This is a genomic window from Enhygromyxa salina (assembly GCF_002994635.1).
GTDB lineage: Bacteria > Myxococcota_A > Polyangia > Nannocystales > Nannocystaceae > Plesiocystis > Plesiocystis salina_B.
This window is the reverse complement of sequence record NZ_PVNL01000147.1, coordinates 241,140-263,087: the sequence shown is the minus strand read 5'-3', so window position 1 is coordinate 263,087 and position 21,948 is coordinate 241,140. Positions and strand designations below refer to the sequence as shown.

Annotated in this window: 21 protein-coding genes and 2 pseudogenes; 13 read left to right on the top strand and 10 right to left on the bottom strand. The window is 66.2% G+C overall.

Translation table 11 applies throughout. The annotated features are described in order from the left end of the window. Nucleotides 1-13 precede the first annotated feature (13 nt). The 3 genes and pseudogenes from ENSA7_RS40910 to ENSA7_RS40900 all read right to left on the bottom strand — a co-directional run bounded on the left by ENSA7_RS40910 (nt 14) and on the right by ENSA7_RS40900 (nt 2,742). On the bottom strand, nt 14-1,108 hold the full coding sequence (locus tag ENSA7_RS40910) for a hypothetical protein (protein WP_244924079.1): 1,095 nt from the start codon (nt 1,106-1,108) through the stop codon (nt 14-16). 39 nt (nt 1,109-1,147) lie between these two features. Continuing rightward, nucleotides 1,148-1,345 (bottom strand): annotated as a pseudogene (locus tag ENSA7_RS45665) (DUF4215 domain-containing protein); the annotation flags it as partial. Between the two features lie 434 nt (nt 1,346-1,779). Next, on the bottom strand, nt 1,780-2,742 hold the full coding sequence (locus ENSA7_RS40900; protein WP_146158727.1) for a hypothetical protein: 963 nt from the start codon (nt 2,740-2,742) through the stop codon (nt 1,780-1,782). Nucleotides 2,743-2,958: 216 nt separating this feature from the next. Between ENSA7_RS40900 and ENSA7_RS40895 the strand changes: the two genes are divergently transcribed. Next, on the top strand, nt 2,959-3,216 hold the full coding sequence (locus ENSA7_RS40895; RefSeq protein ID WP_181234621.1) for a hypothetical protein: 258 nt from the start codon (nt 2,959-2,961) through the stop codon (nt 3,214-3,216). A gap of 123 nt (nt 3,217-3,339) precedes the next feature. On the opposite strand, the gene ENSA7_RS40890 is transcribed toward ENSA7_RS40895, so the two are convergent. The 3 genes from ENSA7_RS40890 to ENSA7_RS40880 all read right to left on the bottom strand — a co-directional run bounded on the left by ENSA7_RS40890 (nt 3,340) and on the right by ENSA7_RS40880 (nt 5,537). Next, nucleotides 3,340-3,840: a peptidase inhibitor family I36 protein gene (locus ENSA7_RS40890; protein ID WP_106094863.1), complete on the bottom strand. Its 501-nt coding sequence runs from the start codon at nt 3,838-3,840 to the stop codon at nt 3,340-3,342. 601 nt (nt 3,841-4,441) lie between these two features. Further along, nucleotides 4,442-4,618 (bottom strand): hypothetical protein, encoded by a 177-nt coding sequence (locus tag ENSA7_RS44830; protein ID WP_181234620.1) that lies wholly within the window; start codon nt 4,616-4,618, stop codon nt 4,442-4,444. 310 nt (nt 4,619-4,928) lie between these two features. Beyond that, nucleotides 4,929-5,537 (bottom strand): hypothetical protein, encoded by a 609-nt coding sequence (locus ENSA7_RS40880; protein WP_106094861.1) that lies wholly within the window; start codon nt 5,535-5,537, stop codon nt 4,929-4,931. Between the two features lie 482 nt (nt 5,538-6,019). Here ENSA7_RS40880 and ENSA7_RS46265 point away from each other — a divergent pair. Then, nucleotides 6,020-6,160: pseudogene (locus ENSA7_RS46265) on the top strand (MafI family immunity protein); the annotation flags it as partial. Nucleotides 6,161-6,337: 177 nt separating this feature from the next. Here ENSA7_RS46265 and ENSA7_RS45660 read toward each other — a convergent pair. Beyond that, nucleotides 6,338-7,219, bottom strand: a complete 882-nt coding sequence (locus ENSA7_RS45660; RefSeq protein ID WP_106094860.1) for a hypothetical protein — start codon at nt 7,217-7,219, stop codon at nt 6,338-6,340. A gap of 21 nt (nt 7,220-7,240) precedes the next feature. Continuing rightward, entirely contained in the window at nt 7,241-7,612 is a 372-nt protein-coding gene (locus ENSA7_RS40870) for a Spx/MgsR family RNA polymerase-binding regulatory protein (protein WP_106094859.1), read from the bottom strand. 121 nt (nt 7,613-7,733) lie between these two features. Between ENSA7_RS40870 and trhA the strand changes: the two genes are divergently transcribed. From trhA to ENSA7_RS40855, 3 genes are read left to right on the top strand one after another with little or no spacing between them, the layout of a single operon-like run. After that, a complete protein-coding gene (trhA, locus tag ENSA7_RS40865; protein WP_106094858.1) occupies nt 7,734-8,408 on the top strand; it encodes a PAQR family membrane homeostasis protein TrhA in 675 nt (224 codons plus the stop codon). Nucleotides 8,409-8,413: 5 nt separating this feature from the next. Further along, nucleotides 8,414-8,908: an FKBP-type peptidyl-prolyl cis-trans isomerase gene (locus tag ENSA7_RS40860; RefSeq protein WP_181234619.1), complete on the top strand. Its 495-nt coding sequence runs from the start codon at nt 8,414-8,416 to the stop codon at nt 8,906-8,908. A gap of 13 nt (nt 8,909-8,921) precedes the next feature. After that, nucleotides 8,922-9,770, top strand: coding sequence for a class I SAM-dependent methyltransferase (locus ENSA7_RS40855; protein ID WP_106094857.1), 849 nt, complete (start codon nt 8,922-8,924; stop codon nt 9,768-9,770). Here the strand turns inward: ENSA7_RS40855 and ENSA7_RS40850 are convergent. Beyond that, nucleotides 9,748-10,293, bottom strand: a complete 546-nt coding sequence (locus ENSA7_RS40850) for a DUF2231 domain-containing protein (protein WP_106094856.1) — start codon at nt 10,291-10,293, stop codon at nt 9,748-9,750. The two genes, ENSA7_RS40855 and ENSA7_RS40850, sit on opposite strands and share 23 nt — an antisense overlap. A 221-nt stretch (nt 10,294-10,514) precedes the next feature. Here ENSA7_RS40850 and ENSA7_RS40845 point away from each other — a divergent pair, with 221 nt between their 5' ends. From ENSA7_RS40845 to ENSA7_RS40815, 7 genes are all read left to right on the top strand, one after another. Beyond that, nucleotides 10,515-12,725 (top strand): RCC1 domain-containing protein, encoded by a 2,211-nt coding sequence (locus tag ENSA7_RS40845; RefSeq protein WP_106094855.1) that lies wholly within the window; start codon nt 10,515-10,517, stop codon nt 12,723-12,725. A gap of 3 nt (nt 12,726-12,728) precedes the next feature. Beyond that, nucleotides 12,729-13,583, top strand: coding sequence for an XrtA system polysaccharide deacetylase (locus ENSA7_RS40840; protein ID WP_106094854.1), 855 nt, complete (start codon nt 12,729-12,731; stop codon nt 13,581-13,583). Then, complete coding sequence (locus ENSA7_RS40835) at nt 13,564-14,808, top strand: O-antigen ligase family protein (protein ID WP_181234618.1); 1,245 nt, start codon at nt 13,564-13,566, stop codon at nt 14,806-14,808. The genes ENSA7_RS40840 and ENSA7_RS40835 overlap by 20 nt, the downstream gene beginning before the upstream one ends. Nucleotides 14,809-14,859: 51 nt before the next feature. Then, entirely contained in the window at nt 14,860-15,723 is an 864-nt protein-coding gene (locus ENSA7_RS40830; RefSeq protein ID WP_146158725.1) for a hypothetical protein, read from the top strand. Between the two features lie 220 nt (nt 15,724-15,943). After that, entirely contained in the window at nt 15,944-16,225 is a 282-nt protein-coding gene (locus ENSA7_RS40825) for a hypothetical protein (protein ID WP_146158724.1), read from the top strand. A 248-nt stretch (nt 16,226-16,473) separates the two neighbouring features. Further along, nucleotides 16,474-18,939: a galactose-binding domain-containing protein gene (locus ENSA7_RS40820; protein WP_106094850.1), complete on the top strand. Its 2,466-nt coding sequence runs from the start codon at nt 16,474-16,476 to the stop codon at nt 18,937-18,939. A 379-nt stretch (nt 18,940-19,318) separates the two neighbouring features. After that, complete coding sequence (locus tag ENSA7_RS40815; protein ID WP_106094849.1) at nt 19,319-19,975, top strand: hypothetical protein; 657 nt, start codon at nt 19,319-19,321, stop codon at nt 19,973-19,975. Nucleotides 19,976-19,991: 16 nt separating this feature from the next. On the opposite strand, the gene ENSA7_RS40810 is transcribed toward ENSA7_RS40815, so the two are convergent. Beyond that, nucleotides 19,992-20,258: a hypothetical protein gene (locus tag ENSA7_RS40810; protein WP_146158723.1), complete on the bottom strand. Its 267-nt coding sequence runs from the start codon at nt 20,256-20,258 to the stop codon at nt 19,992-19,994. Between the two features lie 553 nt (nt 20,259-20,811). On the opposite strand from ENSA7_RS40810, the gene ENSA7_RS40805 reads away from it, so the two are divergent. Beyond that, nucleotides 20,812-21,906, top strand: coding sequence for a hypothetical protein (locus tag ENSA7_RS40805; protein WP_146158722.1), 1,095 nt, complete (start codon nt 20,812-20,814; stop codon nt 21,904-21,906). Nucleotides 21,907-21,948 lie beyond the last annotated feature (42 nt).

The following is a 21,948-nucleotide window of genomic DNA, read 5'->3' as shown; positions in this document are numbered from 1 at the left end:
TTGTGGCTTGGTTCTACTGCGATATCAGGCACGAACGCACTGTCGGAATCTCTCCGGAGGTCGTTACGCCAGCGGTGCGGAAGCGGCCATCAGCAACGCCTGCCAACGCCTGATGTACGTAGTGAGTGTAGCTTGCGACGTCATCGTCGACCGCCCCGAAGTCCCAGAGTTTCGCTCCGTCCCACCCGAGATTGACCAGCCAACCTTCAGTGATTGGCACATTTGAGGCATCGGTATCGAGCCGATTCGTGGCGACGATGACGCCGTTTTCGGCACCCGCGACATCACCTAGACTGACGTCATTTGTCCAGGTCCAATGTGTCTCGGCCTGTAGAGGAGCGAGCCAGGTCTGGTAAAGTGCGGTCGTGTCTCGAGGAATGTAGGGGCCGCCTACGAACCAACGGCCTGATGCATCCGACACAATGCGGCTGGCGACTCGCACGAAGTCAGGGTCCGTATTCGGGCCGAGCAGCGAGCGCTGAAGCTCAATCCCCTGGAAATTGTAGTGGATGACCAACACGTCCGTCGATGCGATGAGCGGGATGTCCCCGTCGAAGTTCGGACTCGTGCTCACAGTTGCAGCGACCGCGATCTCATCTTTTCCTCGTCCGATCGCATAGATGTAATCTTGGAAGCCGAGGTGATCCTCGATCAACAAATCGGTTACCGTATTGGCCGTCGGATCGTAGAGTCCCAACCATGCGTCGCCTTCGAGTTGCCCCACGAGCCAGACGCTCGTCGTCGCAAATTCGATGGTCGCCACGGCGACACTTGCGCCGTTCTCGGAAACCACGGGAGTCGTGCTGGTAACGTTTCCATCTCGATCGAGGTGAATCAACCGGTTGTCGGTCCAACCCGCAAATCCCAGCGCCCAAAATCCGGATTGGCCATCGTCGACGAGGTCGCCAACCGCGGAGAACTCCGGGTCGATCGCTGCTGTGTCAACGAACCACATCTGCTCGCCGGTTGGCTTGTAGCGCGCGAGCCAACCGCGATTCGTGGGTGATAAATCGAGTGTTCCCGCAGCTATGAAGGTACCGTCGGCGAGCGGGAGGAGGTCGGAGACGCGATTTCTCTCGTCTGGACTGTCGCTTACGAGCAGATCCACACAGTCGAACGGAATGCCCGACGGGAGGCACTCGGGGCTACATCCGTCGCCCGCAATGAGATTTCCGTCATCGCAGAGCTCGCCATGATCGATGACACTATCGCCGCATAGGGGGGATGAGCCGCCGTCAGCGGCCGGACCGGAAGGCCCGCACGCCGCAGCGACAAGCACGATGGCGGCCGAGATATGGCTCGGTAGGTGGCGGGGTCTTGGGCGCGTTGGTGATTGTGTGTCCATGAACCTCAACGATTGCCAACGATACACGAGCGATCTGCGCGCGGTCAAGACTTTTTGAGGTCTACGCGCACTGCGCGTTTCGCGCTGAGGTGGGGCGCAGACGGTCTCCTCCTTACGTGGCGCGAGCGCTCATCTGCCATGTGCGCGCCCGCGCAGGCATACCGCAGGCGTACGAATGACGTCGCGTGTGATGCGGAAAGGACATCCGATAGACAACTCGGGCGACGGCGACGGCGACGGCGACGGCGATCCGGCCTGCACCCTGGGCGAGCTCAACTGCGGGTGTAACGGCCAAAAGTGCCGGGGCGACCTCGAGTGTGTCGACGATACTTGCGGGTCCCTGGGCGGTGACCTCGATCATCGCCTGGGCGGCGCTGGCCAGGGCCTGCATGGACCGTCGGGTGTCGCGGGTCTGGGCACGCGCGGCCGCGCCCTCAGCCCCCAAAGCAGCTCCTCACATAGAAGCACTGAGCATGGGCCGCGACCCGCTCGAAGTCGAGTTGGGCGCGGTTGAGGGCCTCGTCGCGGAACGAGGCGTAGTCGTCGAGTTCGCCGCTCCACTTGGGGTCGCAGGCGTCGGCGAAGGCGTCGTAGGACAGGACCAGCAGCCACGGGGCCGTGTCCGCGCCGCAGTGCGGGGCGAGGGCGGCGAGGGTCTGGATCACGATGCCGCTGGGCAGCGAGTGGTTGATCATGACGCCGCGATCGAAATGCACGAACGGGCTGAGCTCGGCGCCGACGCAGCCCTCGGCGATGAGGTCGGCGAGCTGGGCCCGGACGGCGGCCTCGCTTGGCTGCTCGGCACATACCTCGCCACCGATCGTCGCGTTGATCTCCCACGCCCGCGCGTTTCCGGTTTGGGGCGCGTGCCACTGGGCCGTGGTTCCGCGCGCTCCGACCTCGACGCGGAGCATCGAGAACAGGCCCAAGCCGCTCACGAGGTCGTTGCTGTGACGCGCATGCACGACGCGCGGGCCGGCCTCGGTCTCGACCACGAACGCGAGGCGATTCCAGCGGCTGGCGTGAGCCAGGGCGTGCTCCAGGTAGACAGCAGGCGTCTCGGGGTCGACGTGGACGATGAGCACGGGGTCGTCGCTGCGCTGCTTGTTCTTCTCGGCGAAGGTCAGGTCGTGGACGGTCTCGACCCCGCGCAGCTGCGTGCTCAGGCACCCCGGGCAAAAGTCGAGCACGCGTTGGCGTTCACCATCGACCTCGAAGTCCATGCCTTGTTCGTAGACCCACATCTCGACCCCGGGCGGGACCGGGTTGGGGGCCTCGTCGGGGCGCAGGAGGTAGTCGCTCGCGGGCTCGCGTCGGCGCTTCGAGGTCTCGCGGTCGGAGCGCGCGCCCAACAGGCCGATCAGCACGACTCCGATGATCACTGGCCGTCCGCGCACGTCACCAGAGTGGCTGCCCGGCGCTCGAAGTTCCAATGGAGTCCGTACCGAGCTCGCCGCCGCCCACTCGCCAGGGGAGGCCATGGCCCTCGACCCCTTGGCGACCATGCGGATAGAGGGCTTCGAGAGAGCGCGTCTCATCCCCGCCAGAACGGCGCATCGACACGGACTGCTTCCTCCAACGCGGGCCGGCCAATCCATTCGCTATCATCGAGCATGTCACGGCGACTGAAACTGGTGCTGGCAGCGACGCTCGCGATGACCGCTTGCAAGGTCGAACCGAGCGAGCCGAAGACCGAAGCCGAAGCCTCGAAGGACCTCGAGCCCGAGCTGCCGCGCCCCGCACTGTGGATCAGCTACCCAAACGACACCGACCACGCGACGACTTCTACGCGCATCTCCCATACGGGTGGGTACGAGTACACGACCGAGCGCACCGACGCCGGCACGCGCCACCGGACGACGTGTCGCTGAACGCTCACGAGCGTTCAGGTTCAGCCGCAGTAGCCGGCGCGTGCCGTCGATCAAGCGGCCGCAACAAGTAGGACGAGAGCAGCGAGTCCAAGCGCACACTGGAGGTGCGACGCGCAGCAAAATCTAGCAACTACACGTATACGACGAGATTCGATCGTTCCACCAGTTACCGATCCATGGGACACTGCCTTGAAAAGCCGCATGAGCGCCGCCGAAGTTGCTGTGTTCCCATACATTGAGCACGCAGCCAGAACGCACCATGATAGAGGACACCTCGTCGTTCCAGAGATCTCCAATCCACGCGACAAATGCGCCAGCGTCGATCTCCCGGCGGTCACCGCCGAAGTGGATATGTAGATACATCGTGGCGCAGGTGCCCAGGGCCGCGAGATTCGCGTTGGGGCTCTGGGCATCGAGCACGGCTTGATCGTCGATGTTGTCGACCGCGTCGATGTTCAGATGATTCTCGATGTTGATCTCGTCGAGGGACCGGTCTTCGACGGCCACGGCCATGTCCCGATCCTCGATTGATTCGGTGTCATCATAGTCACATGCGGGGATAATTCCCAGCAAGATAGCGGTGACGCTGGCGCGGATGAGGGTGTTTGTCTGTTGGGTGTTCATGGCCGGCTTTCCTGCAGAAATGGCGCTCCTGCACCGTCCCAGCAATAATACTATTATGACAGGTGCGCCTGTGATTGGCGGCCGAACGAATTGCAGTATCCGTTCTGTCGCCAGTGTCGTTTCTTTGCATAGCCGCTCCGTGTATCAGGAGTGTGGTCACTCATCCAGTTGTCGAGCACCCCAACACCAGAAGGCAGGAACCGGGTGCGGGGTCCTGCCGTGTCAGGGGCTACAAAGCACGATACTAGAATCAAACGACTCACGCACCACGCTCTCGCGTAGCTTCGCGTCCTGCATCGCATCCAGCGCCTCGCGCGGGAACAGCCGGCGATAATACACATACGCCGATTTGCAATCCTCCGCCCGGGTAAAGCACATCGCGCGGGTGTGAAACAGCGCCTGCCGCCGCTGAGCTGCGTGTCCTCGGCCCATGGCAGCGCATGGAGGCGATGCTCTCGGCCGCCCGCTCGGCGAACTCGGGGGTATACGCGGACTCACGCATGTACCACTCCGCCACGAGCTTCTTGCCCTTTTGGCACTCGCCGATCTCCATTTCGCACTGGGCCCGCGTCATCAGCGTGGGTACGCTGCGACAGTCGTCTCACTCGAGCTCGCGAAGCGCGCGCTGGCTGGGGACGTCGCTGTCATCGACGCGCTTGCCGGCGATGACGCAGCCGCTTGGGAGAGCCTGCTCGAGCTCCTGGGCGTGCACTCGACGGAGCCCGTCGCGCCGCCACAGCTCGTCAAGGCGCTGCTTGAGCGCAGGCCACGAGTACACACGTGGGTCGACACGGTGTCGCGCGCGGTTGACCGGGCTCGGTCACTACCGCTGTCTCACGCACGGCGCGTGCTCCTGCGCTGGCTCTGCGAGGGCGTCGTCGCCGCGTATGGCCCCACGGCGCCCGCTTCGCTCGACGCGCGACTGCCCACCAACTCTTCGCTCCAGCTGGTGCGCGCGTGGCCGAAGTCCTGGTGAGCGATGCACGCGACGCCGGCGTGACTCCCGCGATCATGTGCCCGGTGTTGGTGCTCCATGCACGTCGTTTGGCGGACGCAGCCATACGTTTGTCGCGTGGTGCTCCACCGGGTCAGCTGCGCCTCGTGTTCCCCGAGGCGGAGCTCTTCGCGAACCGAGCGCGTACCCTCGCCTCGAGGGCGGACCAGTCTGTGAGGTTCGGCCCCAGACGGAAGACCATGTCTGTGCGCGACACAATCTCGATGGCCGATGTGCGCGGACCCGACATGGTGGGGCCAACCACGTAGTTCACCCGTCGAACTTGCGACCAAGGGAGCGACACGCCTGCCGGGGCCCAGGAGATACCGTCATCGTCCAGTATCACGCGCAGCCTCCACGTGCGCGCGAGTTGCCTTGCACCGAGAGGGACGAGGCCGATCATGAGTGCTCCCGGAAGTGCCGCCCACCAGAGGATCTCGCCAGTTGCAGCCAGCGCCAGCAAGGCCACCCCAAAGCCTGCGACGATCGCCGTTCCGACGGCGCCGCGAAGCTTCACATCCAGCCGCACTTGGTGCTCGCTCGTAGCCGCGGCGGGAGGTGTCGATGGACGCTGCATGCCGGTGTGCATTTCGATCTTGGGCTCGGCCCAGAGGAGAGTCTGGCGGTAGCAAGCTCTCTCGATGTGTCTACACTGGTCCGGGCGACGCACCAAGCCAAACCGGAACTCGAGCTCGATGCCCACGCGCGAGGACTACACGTGGCCGCACTGGCCGACGGCCAACGCGCCGCCTGGTCATCCGTCTTCGAGCAGCTGTCGACCGTGCCGTTCGCGTCTGCTTCCGCCGATGCAGAATATCCGGGGGCAGGCTGGGACGAAGGTGGTGATCGAGCTTCGGCGGAAGGGCGACGCTGGCGCGAGGCCGGAGTCGGTGATCGTGCAGCGCCGGGTGATCTCTGGGGTCTGAATCTAGATCGAAGCTCTGTTCAATGAAATACAAAGGGGCGATGGACATCGCTATCAACATCCGAAAGCTGGGAGCCCGTCTCGAGGGGCGCCTCGACGCCGCAATCCTAGAGCACCGACCAGTTTGGAGTCACGACGCCAGGCACATCTGGGGCCGCTCCTGCCGTTGTCGACTCGGCGCTCGCAGTATGCCGGATACAGCTTCGGCCTCGCTCCTGGGCAGGAACGGCCCCAGACGCACCTGACGACGCGACTCCAAACTGATCGGCGCTCTAGCTGACGCGCTCGAGTACCTCGACAACAATGAGTGGGGGCTGGCGCTGGAGGTGCTTGCTGAGAAGCTCTGCGACGAAGGCGTTGGGCTCAGTGCCGCCGAGTGCGAGGAGTTCGACCGCATCGCGGCGAGCATGGGACTGCCGAACACGCGCTTTCAGTTCTTGCGGAAACAGGTGTGTGCGGAGTATCAGAACACCGGACCGGGAGGCTCCGCAGGAACGTCGCCTGGCGCGACGCGACCGAGCGCCAAGGTCGACACGCTCGCGTTGCTGGTCGAGGTCCGGCGTGTGTTCGGCAGCGCTCTACTCCCCAACGTCCCCCTCGAGCACATGCTCGAGAGCCACCCACCCCGTTCGCCCGTCAAAGCACACCAACAAGCTACCCGCCGCCTGCTCGAGATCATCGAGCTCGGACAACCGCGCCGCCCCATACACCTCCCCCTCATGCTCAAAGAACCACCGCTTGCGCGCAGCATGCTGCACGACGAACCCCCGGATCTTATCGACCTCCCGCCCATAAGCCTCGAGCTCGGCCTCATCCCACACACCATTGCCGTTCTCGTCCCAGTGAGTCAGCAGCCGAGTCTCGCGCTGGATCAGCTCGCGCTGCTCGGCCTCGGTCTCGAGCTGCAGCAGCACCTCGCCGATCCGCTCGGCCTGCGACGCGTGGCCGGTCCGCGCCAGCATCAGCTGCTGTTTACGCAGCTGATCGAGCAGGTGCGACTCTCGCCAGCGCGAGGGCATGAGCCCCAGCTTGACCAGCAACCACGGCGTGAACACGCTGGTCCCCGGCACGGGCAGCGCGGTGTTGACCGCGGCGATCAACCCGGCTGGAAACAGCCGCACGAGATCCAGCATCTGCTCGCGGACCATGGCCCGCTCCTCTTCGCTGAGCTCCCGCTCGCCGCGCGCACGAACCAACGCCATGGCCTCGCGGCTCTCGCGTAGCTCGCCGACGAAGTGCGACCACTGCTCGACCGCGAGGGCGCGCGCGCGCTTGGTGACCCGGCGAAACAGCCCGGGCGGGCGCTCGATGATCGCCAGCTCTTCGGTCAGGTCCCGCAGCTGCTCGACCTCGAGACCCTCGGCCTCGAGCTCGTCGGCGATCTGATTGAGCACCCACGCGCCGTCGTGGTCCTCTTGCTCGGGCGCGAGCGGGTCGCTGTCGGACGCGGGCCCAGGCATCGGCGGGGAGTCTACAACAGCTCAGGACGCCAGGGTCTCGGCCCAGTCGTCGGGGCGAAAGCCGATCAGCGCGAAGTCTTCGCCCACGACCAGCGGGCGCTTGATCAGCTTGCCATCGGCGGCGAGGGCCGCGAGCGCGTCGGCGGTGGAGATCTCGGTGAGCTTCTGCTTCCAGTCTCCCTGCCGATAGCTCTGGCCCGAGGTGTTGAACAGCTTGCGCAGCTCGACGCCCGCGAGCTTCATGACCTTGGCGAGCGTGGCCTTGCTGGGCGGCCGCGCGACGATGTCGACGCTGCGGTAGGCGACGCCCTGAGCGTCGAGCCACTTCAGCGCCTTGCGGCAGGTCGAGCAGTTTGGGTACTGGTAGATCTCGATCGGCTTGGCGGCGCTCATGGGCGTGGGTTCTCTCCGTTGCTGTCGCACCCGTCAACTCGCGTGCCGGGGCCACGCGAGGTACGCGCCGCGGCGTTCCGGGTACTGTCGTCGCGGTGCCACCCGGTAGGTCCACATCACGTTGAACGCTGCCAGCGAGCCCGCCGAGAAGTTCAGTCCGCCCGAGGAGCTCGCCAACGCGATCTCGGCGAGCGTGGGCATGGTCTTGTCGATCGTCGCGCTGGTCGTCATGGTCGTGTCAGCGTCTGGCAAGGGCGCGGTGTATGTCGCGAGCGCGGCCGTGTTCGGGGGCTCGTTGGTCGCGCTGTACCTGGCGTCCGCGCTCAACCACGCGCTGGTGGCCGGTCGCGCGAAGCACTTCTTTCACAACGTCGATCTGGCCGCGATCTACCTGCTGATCGCCGGGACCTACACGCCCTTCACCCTCGTCGCCCTGCACAACCGCACGGGCAACCTGATGTTCTGCGCGATCTGGATCTTGGCCCTGATCGGGACCGTGCGCACGCTGATCAAGCCCAACGAGTACGAGGCCAAGCTCGACAAGGTTGGGGTCATCTCGTACCTGGCGATGGGCTGGATGGTCCTGGTCGCGCCTGCGCAGATCATCGCGGCAATTCCGACCGCTGGCCTGATCTGGATCTTGGTTGGCGGGGCGTTCTACTCGGGCGGGGTGTTCTTCTTTCGCATGACCAAGTTGCGCTATCACCACTTGATCTGGCACCTGTTCGTGATCGGCGGCAGCGCTTGCCACGTCATCGCAATTCAGCGCTACGTGCTCACGATCGTGCCACTGTGAGCGTCGTGGGTAGTCGCCGCTCGCCGTTGATCCTGCTCGCCCCGCTCGCGCTGCTGCTCGCCTGCGCCAAGCAGCCCGCCCCCCGCGAGGCCTACGAGGGCACGCCGCTGCGCGCGGCGATCAACCCCGACTGCGACCCCGAGCAGCTCGAAGATGCGCGCGGCCTCCCGTGCGTCCAGATTGACGTGTTCGCCGAGGGCGAAGGCCCTCTCGTGGCCGACGGTGAGTGGCTGAAGGTCCACTACATCGTGCTGCTCCCAGACGGCACCGTGCTCGACAGCTCGCACGATCGCGGCAAGCCGCTGTCGGTCCAGCTCAACCAGAGCGGCGACGTGATCGACGGCATGCACCTCGGCCTCGAGGGCATGCGCCTGGGCGAGCGGCGGCGCTTCGTCGTTCCGCCCCGGCTCGGCTACCGCGGGCGCAAGATGCCTGGCGTGCCACCTGACGCGAACCTCACGTTCTTGGTCGAGTTGGTTGGCCAGCGCGCGAGCCCATGAAGTAAGCTTCGGCGTGGTCCAAGCCCACGCTCAGCCCAACTGCGTGTTCTGTGGCTACCGCGAGGCCCCGGTGCACATGCAGCGCCCGCGCTTCGAGATCCGTCGCTGCCCGCACTGCATGGTGCTGTGGTGCGACCCAACTCGGTTCGACGAGGACTTCAACCCCGACAACGAGGCCGCGTACCTCGAGGTCGAGGCCACGATCCACACAGAGAACGCGGCGCGACTCCAGCAGCTGATCCGCGTCGCGCCGCCGTCCAGTCACCCGCGCTTGCTCGAGGTCGGCTGCATGCACGGTGACTTCATCTACCAGGCGCGCGGGGCTGGTTACGACGCGGGCGGGGCGGACCTCTCGGCCACCGCGGTGACCGAGGCCAACCGGCGGATGCCGGGCGCGGTCCGGCTCGCCACGCTGGACGACAGCTACGAGGCCAACTCGCTCGACGTGGTCGCGGCGTTCAACGTGATCGAGCACATGGATCGGCCCGACGCGTTCTTGGCTCAGGTCATGCGGGCGCTGCGGCCCGGTGGGGTGTTGATCGCGGAGACCCCCGCGCAAGAGAGCGTGTACCACCACGTGTTGTTCTTGCGCGGGCGCGTGCAGCCGCAGGGCGCGTTCGAGGTCGGGATCCACCCGGGCACGCACATCTTCAAGTTTGGTCGGCGGGCGTGGGGGGTCGTCCTGGGTGATCGGGGCTTCGACGTGCTGGACATCGAGCCGCGCTCGACCCCGATGCGCGAGCTGCTGGCCAAGAACAAGTCGGACCCGATCCTGCGCGCGGGCATCGTCGGGTTTGGGTTGCTCGGGCGCGCGACCGGCTGGGAGAACCGCGTGCTCGTCACCGCGCGGCGTCGCGAGTAGTCGGGTCGTGCCCGATCACGCCGATCTTGTGCCGATAGGCGAGCTCTCCGCCGTACCAGCCGCTCACGAGCAACAGCCCCGTCGAGACGATCGACAGGGTCAGTCCCACGGGCAAGATGTGCACGATCGTGTCACCGCCGCGCAGGATCAGGTTGACCGTGGCGAGCGCCACGATCGCGATGTTGAGCAAGAGGTGCGCCCAGCCTGCGCGAACGCTGCGGGCCCGCGGGACCCCGACGAAGTCGATGAGCCCGAACACGCCGGCCAGCGCGGCGCTGACGATCCCGGCCCACAGCGCGTAGTACGAGACCGACGACCAAAACGTCGACTCGGTCACGGCGAACACGATGTCGGTGACCAGCACGATCGACAGTAACGCGACCGGAAACGGGATCAGCATCGGGTGGATCGGGTGGCCGGCGATGGCGGCCTTGCTCGGCGCCGGCCCGTGCTGGGACCTGCTGGGCTCGTCGAGCTCGGTACGGGTGGCGGCGGGGTGGACGGGGGCGGCCTGGGTTTCCATGCGTGGCGAACGTGCAACCCGCGTTCCGCCCAGCCCCCCAAGCCGACCAGATCGCCGGCAAACTGCACGGACGCGAACACTGCGGGGTGGCTGCATGTCACCGGCTCGGCGATCCTTCACGCAGAACCCAGGCGCCCTTCGGCCGAGCCCTCACTCGACCTTCGAGCGGCCCGCTGCGCGCGATCGCGGACAAGTTCGCGCGGTCGGTGTACATTCGACCCATGACGATTGCTGCGCGCCGGAGTGGCGCCCTAACCGCCCGCTCGGGCCGCGCTCGCGGTGTCACCGGGCTCTGTGGACTCGCGCTGGCGCTCGCTGGCTGTGGTCGCTCCGACACCGTCTTGTACGTCGACACCGACTACGAGGGCACGAGCTACTCGTTCGAGGACACAGAAGATCCGAGCACGGACACGACCGACACCGATCCAACCGACACCGACACGGACACGGTCGGTGGGGAGTGTGGCGACGGCGTGGTCGACCTCGACGAGCTGTGCGACGACGGCAACGCCAGCAACAACGACGCGTGCACCAACGCCTGCGAGCTCAATTTTTGCGGTGATGGGTTCCTGTTCGAGGGCATCGAGGAGTGTGATCCCGGCGAGCCCAACATCGGCCCCAGCCAGGCCTGCGTGCCCGGGTGTCAGGTCAACGTGTGCGGCGACGGGTTCTGGGGACCCGGTGAGCAGTGCGACGACGGCAACCCGTTCGACGGTGACGGCTGCAACAGCGACTGCACCACCGGCCAGTGCGGCAACGGGATCGTCGACCCCGGCGAGGACTGTGAAGACGGCAACGCCAGCAACACCGACGACTGCCTGAACACCTGCGTGTGGGCCGAGTGCAGCGACGGGTTCGTGCGCGAGGGCGTCGAGGACTGTGACGACGGCGCGTTCAATGCCCCGGAGGCCGACTGCACGCCGCAGTGTCTGGCCAACCAGTGCGGCGACGGCTTCCAGCACGCCGTCAACGAAGAGTGCGATCCCGGGGCCGACAACATCGGGCCCGGCATGAGCTGCCTCAACGGCTGCGTGCTCAACGGCTGCGGCGACGGCGATCAGGGCCCGGGCGAGCAGTGTGACGACGGCAACGCCGACAACACCGACGACTGCCCGATCACCTGCGAGCTGGCCGTGTGCGGCGACGGCTTCGTGTGGGCCGGCAACGAGGACTGCGACGACCAGAATCAAAACGACGACGACGCGTGCCACAACGACTGCTCGCGCACGGAGGTCACCCAGGTCGCGCCGGGCGGCAACCACACCTGCGGGCTGTTCGATCACGGCAAGCTGATGTGCTGGGGCAACGGCGACGACGGGCGCACGGGCTACGGCAACGAGGACAACCTCGGTGACGACGAGCTGGCCGGGACCTCGGGCTTCGTGAGCCTGGCCGGGCCGATCACCTCGGTCGTCGCGGGCATCTCCCACAGCTGCGTCGGCTATGCCGGGGGCCAGGTGCGCTGCTTTGGGCGGGCCGGCGACGGGCAGCTCGGCTACGGCAACGTCAACATCATCGGCGACGACGAGCTCCCGTCGAGCGTCGGCTTCGTCGACCTCGGCGCGCCCGCGACGATCCTCGCAACCGAGGGCGGCTCGTTCCACACCTGCGCGGTGCTCAACAACGGCAGCGTGGTCTGCTGGGGCCGCGAGAGCGAAGGCCGGCTCGGCTACGCGCTCGGCGGCATGAACGAGGACGTCGGCGACGACGAGACCCCCGCCCAGCACGTCGAGATGTTCGGGCCGGTCATGGTCGGCGGCACCGTCACGCAGCTGGTGCTGGGCTTCGCGCACACCTGCGCGCTGCTCGACGACGGCACCGTGCGCTGCTGGGGCGAGTCCAACAACGGGCAGCTCGGCTACGGCAACGCCAACGACATCGGCGACGACGAGACCCCTGCCTCGGCGGGCCCGGTCCCAGTCGGCGGCCTGGTCACCCAGCTCGCGGGCGGCTGGTATCACACCTGCGCCATCCTGGAGACCAACCAGGTCAAGTGCTGGGGCAAGGGCAACGAGGGGCGGCTCGGCTACGGCAACGTGGCCTGGGTCGGGCTCAGCAACGTCCCCAGCGCGGTCGGCTTCGTCGACGTCGGCGGCACGCCGGTCAAGCTCGAGGCCGGCACCGCGCACACCTGCGCGCTGCTCGACGACGGCACGATCCGCTGCTGGGGCTGGGGCGCCCGCGGCCAGCTCGGCTACGGCAACGTCACGAACATCGGCGACAACGAGGCCGCCAGCGCCGGGGGCCCCGTCGAGATCGGCGGGCTCGCGATCGACCTCGTGGCCGACGGCTATACCACCTGCGCCACCCGAAACGACGGCAAGATCCTGTGCTGGGGCGACGGCGGCCAGGGCCGGCTCGGCTACGGCAACGAGGACTTCGTGGGTGACGATGAATTCCCCGCCGCGGCCGGCCCGGTGCCAATCCTCTAACTCATGCGCAACCTGCTGAGCATCGATCTCGAGGACTGGTTTTGCGTGTCGAATTTCGACGACATGCTCGGCCGCGAGGTCTGGGACGCGTGCGAGCTGCGGGTCGTCGACAGCACCAGGCGGCTGCTCGAGCTGTTTGATCGGCGCGGGGTCAAGGCGACCTTCTTCGTGCTCGGCTGGATCGCCGAGCGAGCGCCGGAGCTGATCCGCGAGGTCGCGACCGCGGGTCACGAGATCGCGTGTCACGGCTACCACCACCACCGGCTCGGGTACCTGGATCCCGCCCGGCTCGACGCGGATCTGGGCAAGGCCATGCCGCTGCTGCGCGAGCTGGCGGGCGCGCCGATCCACGGCTACCGGGCGCCGTCGTTCTCGCTGACCAGGCAGACCATGTGGGCGGTGCCCGTGCTCGAGCGCCACGGGCTGCGCTGGGACTCGTCGGTGTTTCCGTTTGGCGGGCACCCCGAGTACGGCATCGCCGACGCGCCGCTCGATCCCTACCGGATCGGTGATCACCTGCTCGAGCTGCCGATGTCGGTCGTCGAGCTCGGCGGTCGGCGGGTGCCCTGCACGGGCGGCGGCTACTTTCGCCTGTATCCCTACGAGCTCAGCGCCGCGCTGATCCGCCGCTGCCACCGGGCCGGCCGCCCGGCGATCTTCTACGCCCACCCGTGGGAGTTCGATCCCGAGCAGCCGCGCATGCCGTTGCCTGCGATCAAGCGGTTTCGTCACTACAACAACCTGGGCAAGACCCTGGGCCGGCTCGAGCGACTGCTCGTCGAGTTCGAGTGGGGCCCGATGGGTCCATGGGCAACCGACGTGATCGAGGCACGCTCGCGTGCAGAGCAAGCAGCCTGAGGCGCGCTCAGTCCGGGGCGCAACCCGGGGCGCGGGCCGGGTAGGGAAGTCCCGCCGTCGCCGGATCACGGGCCTGGACGTGGTCGTGGTCGTGCTGATGGCGCTCGGCTCGTTGGTCTACATCGAGCCCGCGCCCTTCGATCTGCTGATCATCTTGCTGCTGCCGATCGCGCTGGTGATGCGGCGGTTGTCGATCCCCAAGCGCGGCAGCGTCGCCCTGGCCGCGCTCGCGCTGTTCTTGCTCGCCAACGCGATCTCGCTGGTGCCCGCTCGCGATCTCGGGGTCGCGCTGCGGTTCGGCGCGATCACGGCCTACCTGGCGATCGCCTGGGTGTTCATCGCCGGGTTCGTGGGCAAGCAGGGCGAGCGCGGCGTGCAGCTGGTGATGTGGGGGTGGACCTGGGGCGCGGTGGTGACCACGACCATCGCGATCGCGGCCTACTTTGGCGTGCTGCCCTTCGCCGAGCAGCTGGCCCCGCAGGGCCGCCTGCACGCGTTCTTCAAGGACGCCAACGTTCTCGGCGCCTACCTGGTCGCGCCCGCGGTGTGGTCGGCCTCGCGGCTGGTGTTGCTCGAGCGTGGGAATCGGCTGCCGTGGGCGCTGGCGCTGGTCGTGTGCGGCGTGGGGATCTTGCTGACCTACTCGCGCGGCGCGTGGATCAGCGTCGCGGTCGCGATGTTCACGTTCTTCTCGCTGCGCCTGGTCGGGGTGGGCTCGCGCCGCTCGCGGACGATGACCCTGCTCGCGGTGCCGGTCGCCGTGGTGTTGTTGGCGGTCGCGCTGGATCGCCTGGTCGACGTCAACGTGGTCCAGGACATGCTCGAGCAGCGGCTCGGTCCGCAGGAGTACGACGTGGATCGATTTGCGACCCAGCGCGAGGCGCTCGAGGTCGCGGTCGCCCGTCCGTTTGGGATCGGACCCGGGCAGTCCGAGCAGGCCTTCACCCGCGCCGCCCACAACACCTATGTGCGCGGGTTGGTCGAGAACGGCTACCTCGGCGGGCTCGCGCTGGCTGGGCTGATGTTCTCGTCGCTGTTCATGGCGATCTGGACGGCGCTGGGGTCGCGTGAGCCTCGGCTGCAGGTTGCGATGGCCGTGGTCGCGGCTTCGCTCGCGGCGGTGTGCGTGGAGTCGCTCGTGATCGACTCCGTCCACTGGCGGCACTTGTGGGTGCTGGCGGCGCTCGCGTGGACGCCGTCGGTGCGCGATAGCGGGCGCGCGTAGGCACTCGCCCGCCGAGGGCGGGAGCCTGCGGCATCACGTATGATCCAACGAATGACGCAGCTTCGCAGTGCCGTCGCCGTCGCGCTCCTGTGTGGGTGCACGCTGCCGAACCCGGCCTTCAATGATCGTGGGGCGGGCGACGGTGACACGGGCGACGGGGATCAGGGCGACGGGGATCCGAGCACGGGCGATGACGATCCGGGCACGGGCGACGGCGACGGCGACACCACGACCGGGCCCGGCACCACCGACACGGGCGACGAGAGCACCGACACGGGCGATGCTTGTCCGCCAGCGCTCACCGACTGCGACGGCCAGTGCATCGACCTCACGTCCGACAACTCCAACTGTGGGATGTGTGGCAAGGCCTGCGGCGACCACGAAGTTTGCCTGGCCTCCGACTGTGTCCCGGTCAAGTACGTGTTCGTGACCTCGGTGCCCGGCAACGGCCAGTGGGGCGGGCTCGAGGGCGCCGCGCAGTTGTGCGGCGAGCTGGCGGGGAACGCCAATCTCCCCGGCGACTATGCCCCGTGGCTCAGCACCGCCGACGAATTCCCCGCCAAGACGTACAGCCAGATCGGGCCCTACGTGCGCACCGACCGGGTCATCGTCGCCTCGAGCTGGGAGGACCTGACCGACGGAACCATCGACGCGCCGATCGACCGCGACGAGTCTGGCGCGCCGATCCAGCCGAGCCCCGCTCCGGGCTGTCAGCTGCAGTACGCGGTCTGGACCGGTACGACCAACGAGGGGGAGTACACCGAGCCCAACTGCGGTGACTGGGACATCGACGCCTCGCAGCAGTCCAAGGACGGCGTGGTCGGAGATGCCAAGAGCCAGGTCGCGTGGTCGACGGGGGCGCTGTGTGCCCAGCACTGCTCGGCCGAGCTGCCGGTCTACTGCGTCCAGCAGTGAGCGTGGTCGGGCGGGCGTCGTTGCAGCTTGATCCGCGCCGAAGAGTCGCCGACTCTGGGCGGATGCTCGAGACGATCATCCAGACGCTCCAGAAGATCTGTGAAGACGAAGCCGGCTGGAGCTACAGTGAAAGTCGAATCTCGATCGCGCTCGACGGCGCGCGCAGCCAGTCGATCGCGCTCGACAGCTTTGACGAGGACGGCGAGGCTGGTTGTACATCGTGCAGAACGGGACGCTGTGGCGCGTCAACCCGGACACCGGCTGGTATGCCCCGGTTGGTCTGCGGGACGACTGGCGCGGCACCGTAGCGATCACGGCGGCGTCGACCACCGCCTGCGCCCATGATGTCTGTAATCTCGGCGAGTCGTTGGAATCGAGCTGCGACGATCCGTGCGCTGCCGAGGTCTGCGCGGTCGACCCCTATTGCTGCGATCCGGACGGGGCCTGGGATAGCCTCTGCGCGTATGAGGTCACATCGATCTGCGACGTCAGCTGCGGCTGACCTCGGAGGCCCTCACTGCTTCATGCGGTTGAGCAGCAGGCCAAACTCGTAGCGACGCCGGGCAGCCTCGGCGTCGTCTTCTTCGTCGCCGCCTGACGAGACCACGACCCGCGAAGACCCAGGCGCTTGTCGGTTCGAACAATTTCGACACGCAAATCCACTTTCTTCGACACGCGACTCCAGTTTCTTCGAAAGCGTGGCGACGCCCCGGCTGCCATATTCTCGGGGTTCGAGGAACGAGACGCACCATGCATACTCAGAATAATCACGCTCATACCCACGGGCTTGTTCGCACGTTCCACGGCGGCTGGCGAACCAGCAGCGCCGCGCTGTTGACGCTGGCGTTGCTCGCCCTCGGCGCCTGTGACGTGGATGACGCCGATATCACGGGCGACCAGTTCAGCACATTCGAAGATGAAATCGACGAGCTCCCGACCGCGCCCGTCGACTCGGAGGTCGCGCCGCGGGTTCGGGACCAGCCCGTGTTGGTGCTCGGGGCCGGCTCGGCGCAGATCGACGGCCTCGCCAGCGAGCTCGACCTTGTCTTGGCGGATGATCTCGATGTGTCGACGTCCGAGTCGGTTCTGGCCGAGAGCCACGCCCTCGCCGTCGACCTTTCGAGTTCGACGGCCGCAGACATCGAGACCTGGAAGCCACTGTTGAACGCCGCGTGGCGCCTGCGGGTGCCGATTGTGTTCACCAACGTGAACGAGGCGAGCACGATGGCGAAGGCGATCGGCTTCGGCGTCGAAGGTGAAGTCGTCGTGGCCGAGAGCCTGGCCCCGGTCGTGGGCTTCCGGCTGCACTCGCTGGGTGACCCGCACGATGACGTGGACGCCGACGGTGAGCTGCAGGTCGACGCTGGCCCGTCGGTCGGGACCGCCCAGATCGTGGAGCAGATCGACGCGCTGGCCGACTTGCCCCCCGTGGCCGCTACCGGTGGCTACCCCGCAGGCAGCTACGCTTTGTTTGTGCTCGCACCCAGCGGTCACACCAACTGGTTTGGTTACGACCAGCAGGCTGTGACACGCAACATTGGATTTCGCGTGGAGCTGTTCGCGGACGCCGATGAGAATCGCAAATATATGTTGGTGAGCGGGGAGGGGTCGGGGGTCAACGCGGGGACGCCGCACAAGGACACGGACACCGATTTTGCGGTTTTTCAAGAACAGGTCGAGGTCGAGATCTTTCCGCTGCACGCCGCCGTCATGGCCGCCAAGCACGCGCCAGTGGGCGTCGGCGGAAGCCACACGTTCGACACCTCGGCGAATACCTCGACGGACGTCGCCGTGTCCAATGGTGTGCCCACGCTCAACTTCTCGATCGAGAACGGGACCTCGCAACCCGTGACCCTGGATGGCTTCACGGTGGTCGATGAGAGCGCACTCAATCGTGCGAGCTGGCGCTTTAGGATGAACGAGACCTCGGCCGGTGAGTACGCATCGTGGTCAGACATGCTGCTCATGGCCGACGACGAACCCAAGATCGCACACGTGCCGGTCCTGGCGACGGCCACATTGACGCCGAGCTTCGAGGCGCTCTATTGGGTGGGTCAGGCCTTCGACGGGGTGGCGAAGACCATTTTTGACTATGATGTGACCTACCTCCACGTGCGGTGGACTGGGCATCCTGTGTATTCCCCGTACATGAAGGTGTTCTATGAATACATCTATGGTCACCGCCGCGAGGTGGCGGTCGATTTTAGCATGATCAACCTGCCGCAAGCCGGGACCCTGCGGTTCCTCGAGAACTGGACCGCGGACGCGGTCCCCTCGCGCTGGCTGCCAGTGGTCGAGGGGTTCGAGCACTCGGCGGATTGGACGACCGAGACAAACAACTGGATCTACCAGGAGGGCAACGCCGGGAGCTTTGGGCCGGACGGACTCTTGCGTGGAACCTATGTCGAAGCCTTCGATACACACATGAAAGACGGAACTCTGTCTACGAAGGTGTTGCCCACGGACGACGACAGCTGGGGGCTCATGTACGGGATTCAAGACTCCGGGAACTACTATCGGGCGTCGATCAACAAACAATGGAACTTCGCTCAGATCGAGAAGTTCGTGGACGGCGTGGGGACGGTGCTCGCCACAGTTCCGTGTCAGCCAACTTTGAACACGTGGAACACGCTGAAACTGGTCCGATCGGGCACCGCACACCACTTCTACCTCGAGGGTGTCAAGCTGGTCTCGGCGTATGACACCACCCATGGCACGGGCTCCGTCGCGCTCTACTCGGCCTATATGACCGGGGTCAAATTCAGCGCGGTGAAGATCTCGCGCCCGTTCGAGGGCGACCGCAACCTCGCGTACGGGCAGCCGGCGACCGAATCGTCCACAAAAAATGGTTCATCGGCGAGTCTCGCCGTGGATGGCGGGACCAACGGCGTCTGGTCCAATGGGTCGGTCACTCACACCGAATACACGAACCAGGCATGGTGGCGCGTCGACCTTGGCTCGATGCGGACCGTGAACGATGTGTCGGTTTGGAGCCGAACGGATCCCTGCTGCACATGGCGCCTCGCCGACTACGATGTCGAGCTGCTCGACGAGAACCTGGCCGTCGTTGAGACTCGGACTCACGCCGGGGTCTCGCCAACGACAGCCGACTTCGACATGGGCGGCGCGGTCGGTCGCTACCTCCGCGTGAAGCTCAACGGCACGAACTACTTGTCGCTGGCCGAAGTCGAGGTCTGGGGACCCGACAAGATCTGACCGAGGATTGGCCAGCTCAAACTCGACTTCGCCGCGTGACCGACCCGGCTTGCTCGGGCCGTGATGGTCAAGCCGTGCCTCGGGCTCACGGGGTCGCGCACCTTCGGGGGCGACATCGCGCCGAACGAGACCTGACCCGTCCGCGATCACCTCGCCGGCCGACAAGCACGCCGAGCGCGGGGTGGCGAGATGTTGACGCATCCCGCGACCCCGCATCGGATGTCCTATCCGCTAGCGACCCCAAGCGGATTGAGGGAATCACCTCATTTGCGCGCCGCGAGTCGCGAGGCTAGCGTCCGAGTATGGGCACACGATTCGCTAGACTATTTCCTTCCTGACGAAGAAGTCGCTATCACCGGCGATCCAAGCTGGCGGCGACGTGGGCCTCGCGCTCGGTGACCACGTGCGCATCTTCGGCCACGATTTCATCTGCGAAGACTCGCCATGCCCGAAAGACTACGGCGTGATGCGCGACATGGCCACGGGCGAGCTCGTCGTTGCGACCTTCGGGCATCCGATCCCCGGCGCGTCAACCCTGAGTTCGCACGGCGAAACCCCTGAGAGCTGGCTCGCGCCGCTAACCTTCGACTGGAACGAGTACGATCTGTGCGATCCGGTCGACGCTGGCTGCGGCAACGATACGGTGTTGCAGCGCGCCGCGGTTCAGTTCGAGGACGGCGACGACTTCGGCCGCGTGCTCGACCGTCGCACTGGCTGGGCACCGCTCGGCTACCACGTGGGTGTGCGAAACTGGGAGTCGGGCGACGCCGACTGTCAGTTCGAGCTCTGGTACTACGCGGCCATGTACGTGCACCGCACCAACTGCGATGGCGACTGCCCGGCGCCCACGATCGCGCAACAGTGCGAGGCACAGCTGCCCCTCAACCAGATCGGCTACGTCAGCATCTCGTTCTCGAACCCGCCGAACGAGGGTGAAACGAGCTTCAGCTACGATCTCGAGTGCCTGGTGCTCGACGTCGTGGTCGACAGCGCCAGTCAAGCGCGCGTGAAGCTAGACTGCGTCCCTCCGCTGTGAGTCCCACCGCCCGCCGCTAGCTCGCGTCCAACCCCAATCCCACGACCGCCGGCATCACCACCAGGTTGAAGAAGTTCATCTTCAATGGCCACAACCCCATGACCCCCAGGGCCACCAGCACCCCGAGGGTCAGGGTCGCAAAGCAAGCCGCCGTCCCCTTGGCCTCGCGTAGGTCCACAGCGATGAACAACAAGATCACGCCCAGCGCCAGCTCGAACTCGACTTCGCCGTGATCGACCCGACTTGCTCGGGCCGTGATGGTCAAGCCGTGCCTCGCGCTCACGGGGTCGCCCACCTTCGGGGGCGACATCGCGCCGAACGGGCTCGGTACGAGACCTGACCCGTTCGCGATCACCTCAGCTAGTCGAGCTCACGCTTCGAGACACGGCGAACCCAACGCGACCTGGTTGGGCCGTGCGCCCAGGCTGTGAACTTCAGCTCGAGCTGGCCGGGGAGCGGCGGCCTGGATCGCGGTGGTGGCCTCGACCCGAGCCCAACGGTGGCCAGACTCGGCCGACCGCCTCCCGCTCGTTGGCGATCTCGACGTTTGCCACAACAACAGACATGAAGATGTAGGGATAATCCCTCATTGACAACGGAACCAGTGGTGTCTGGCATGAATGCTGTTGCCAGTGGTCATATTCGCGCCCAGGTGGCACGGAATGCCAGGTGCGATAGGCTGCGGGCTCACGAAAGTGCGATGAGTGGCCCCTGGGGGGCACGCTTGCGACAAGCGCCGTCACCTTGACTGCACGGGGCTCCGCTCATTGCGATGTAGAAAAATGTACGCAAAGTTAACTGTTGTCTTTTAGTGGGCACTTGCCTAGAGTGGCCGCATGAAAATCGCACCGTACGGCAACATCAGGATTGGGGCATTGACCCGCCCATTCTCCGCGACGCATCTCATGGTTGGTCTCATGGTCGCCCTCGGGACCAGTTGCATGGTCGACGACACCGACCCGATGACGTCCGAGCCGCTGCTCGAAGAGTACGAGGAGATCGACGAGATCCAGCAGCCCGAGGCGCCGCTCCCCGAGAATCACGAAGGTGAGAGCTGCACCTACGACGCGCACTGCCCGGTCGACGCGCCTGCGTGCGTCGAGAGCCAGTGCTGGGACGGCAGCGACGGCGATCCCTGCGACTACAACTCGGACTGCGCGTACTCTGGCAACCGCTGCTTCGCGGGCACCTGTTGGGATGGGGGTGTGGGTGACCCCTGCACCTACGATTCGCATTGTAACGTCTCGGCGCCCTTTTGCTCGGACGGTGCGTGCTCGGCCGGCGAGGCCGGGGACGGCTGTGTCTACAACAGTGACTGCTCGATGGCCGCGCCGGTCTGCTTCGCCGACGAGTGCTCGGCCGGCGGGGTTGGGGATGCTTGCAGTTCTGACAGCCACTGTGGCGAGTCTTCACCCTACTGCTCGGGCGGCCTGTGTTCGGCGGGTGATGTCGGAGACGCGTGCCTCTACAACAGCGATTGCTCACCGGCGGCAGCCTACTGCGCGCTCGGGGAGTGCTCGGCCGGTGCCGAGGGGGACGCCTGCGAGGGGTGGGGGGACTGCTCGCCAGCGGCGTCGTTGTGCGTGATCGGGGACGTCTGCTCGCCCGGCGACGTCGGGGACGCGTGTGGCTATGACGGCGATTGCGGGAGCGCGCCGCTTTGCTCGTTGGGTGCGTGCTCACTCGGTGAGGCCGGTGACGCGTGCGCGTGGGATACGGACTGCTCCATGAGCGCGCCGCTGTGCTCGCTAGCCAAGTGCTCGGCGGGGCAGCTTGGAGACCCGTGTGACTATGACACGGACTGCTCGGAGGCTGCTCCGTACTGCTCGGATCTCAACGACAAGTGTCAGACTGGTGAGGCGGGCTCGCCCTGCTCGCTCAACGCGGACTGCATCAACGGCTGCCACTTTGGTCTGCAGGAGTGCGTCTGAGCTTGGGTCGGAACGTGGTGACTCGCGTGTGAATCAATCGGG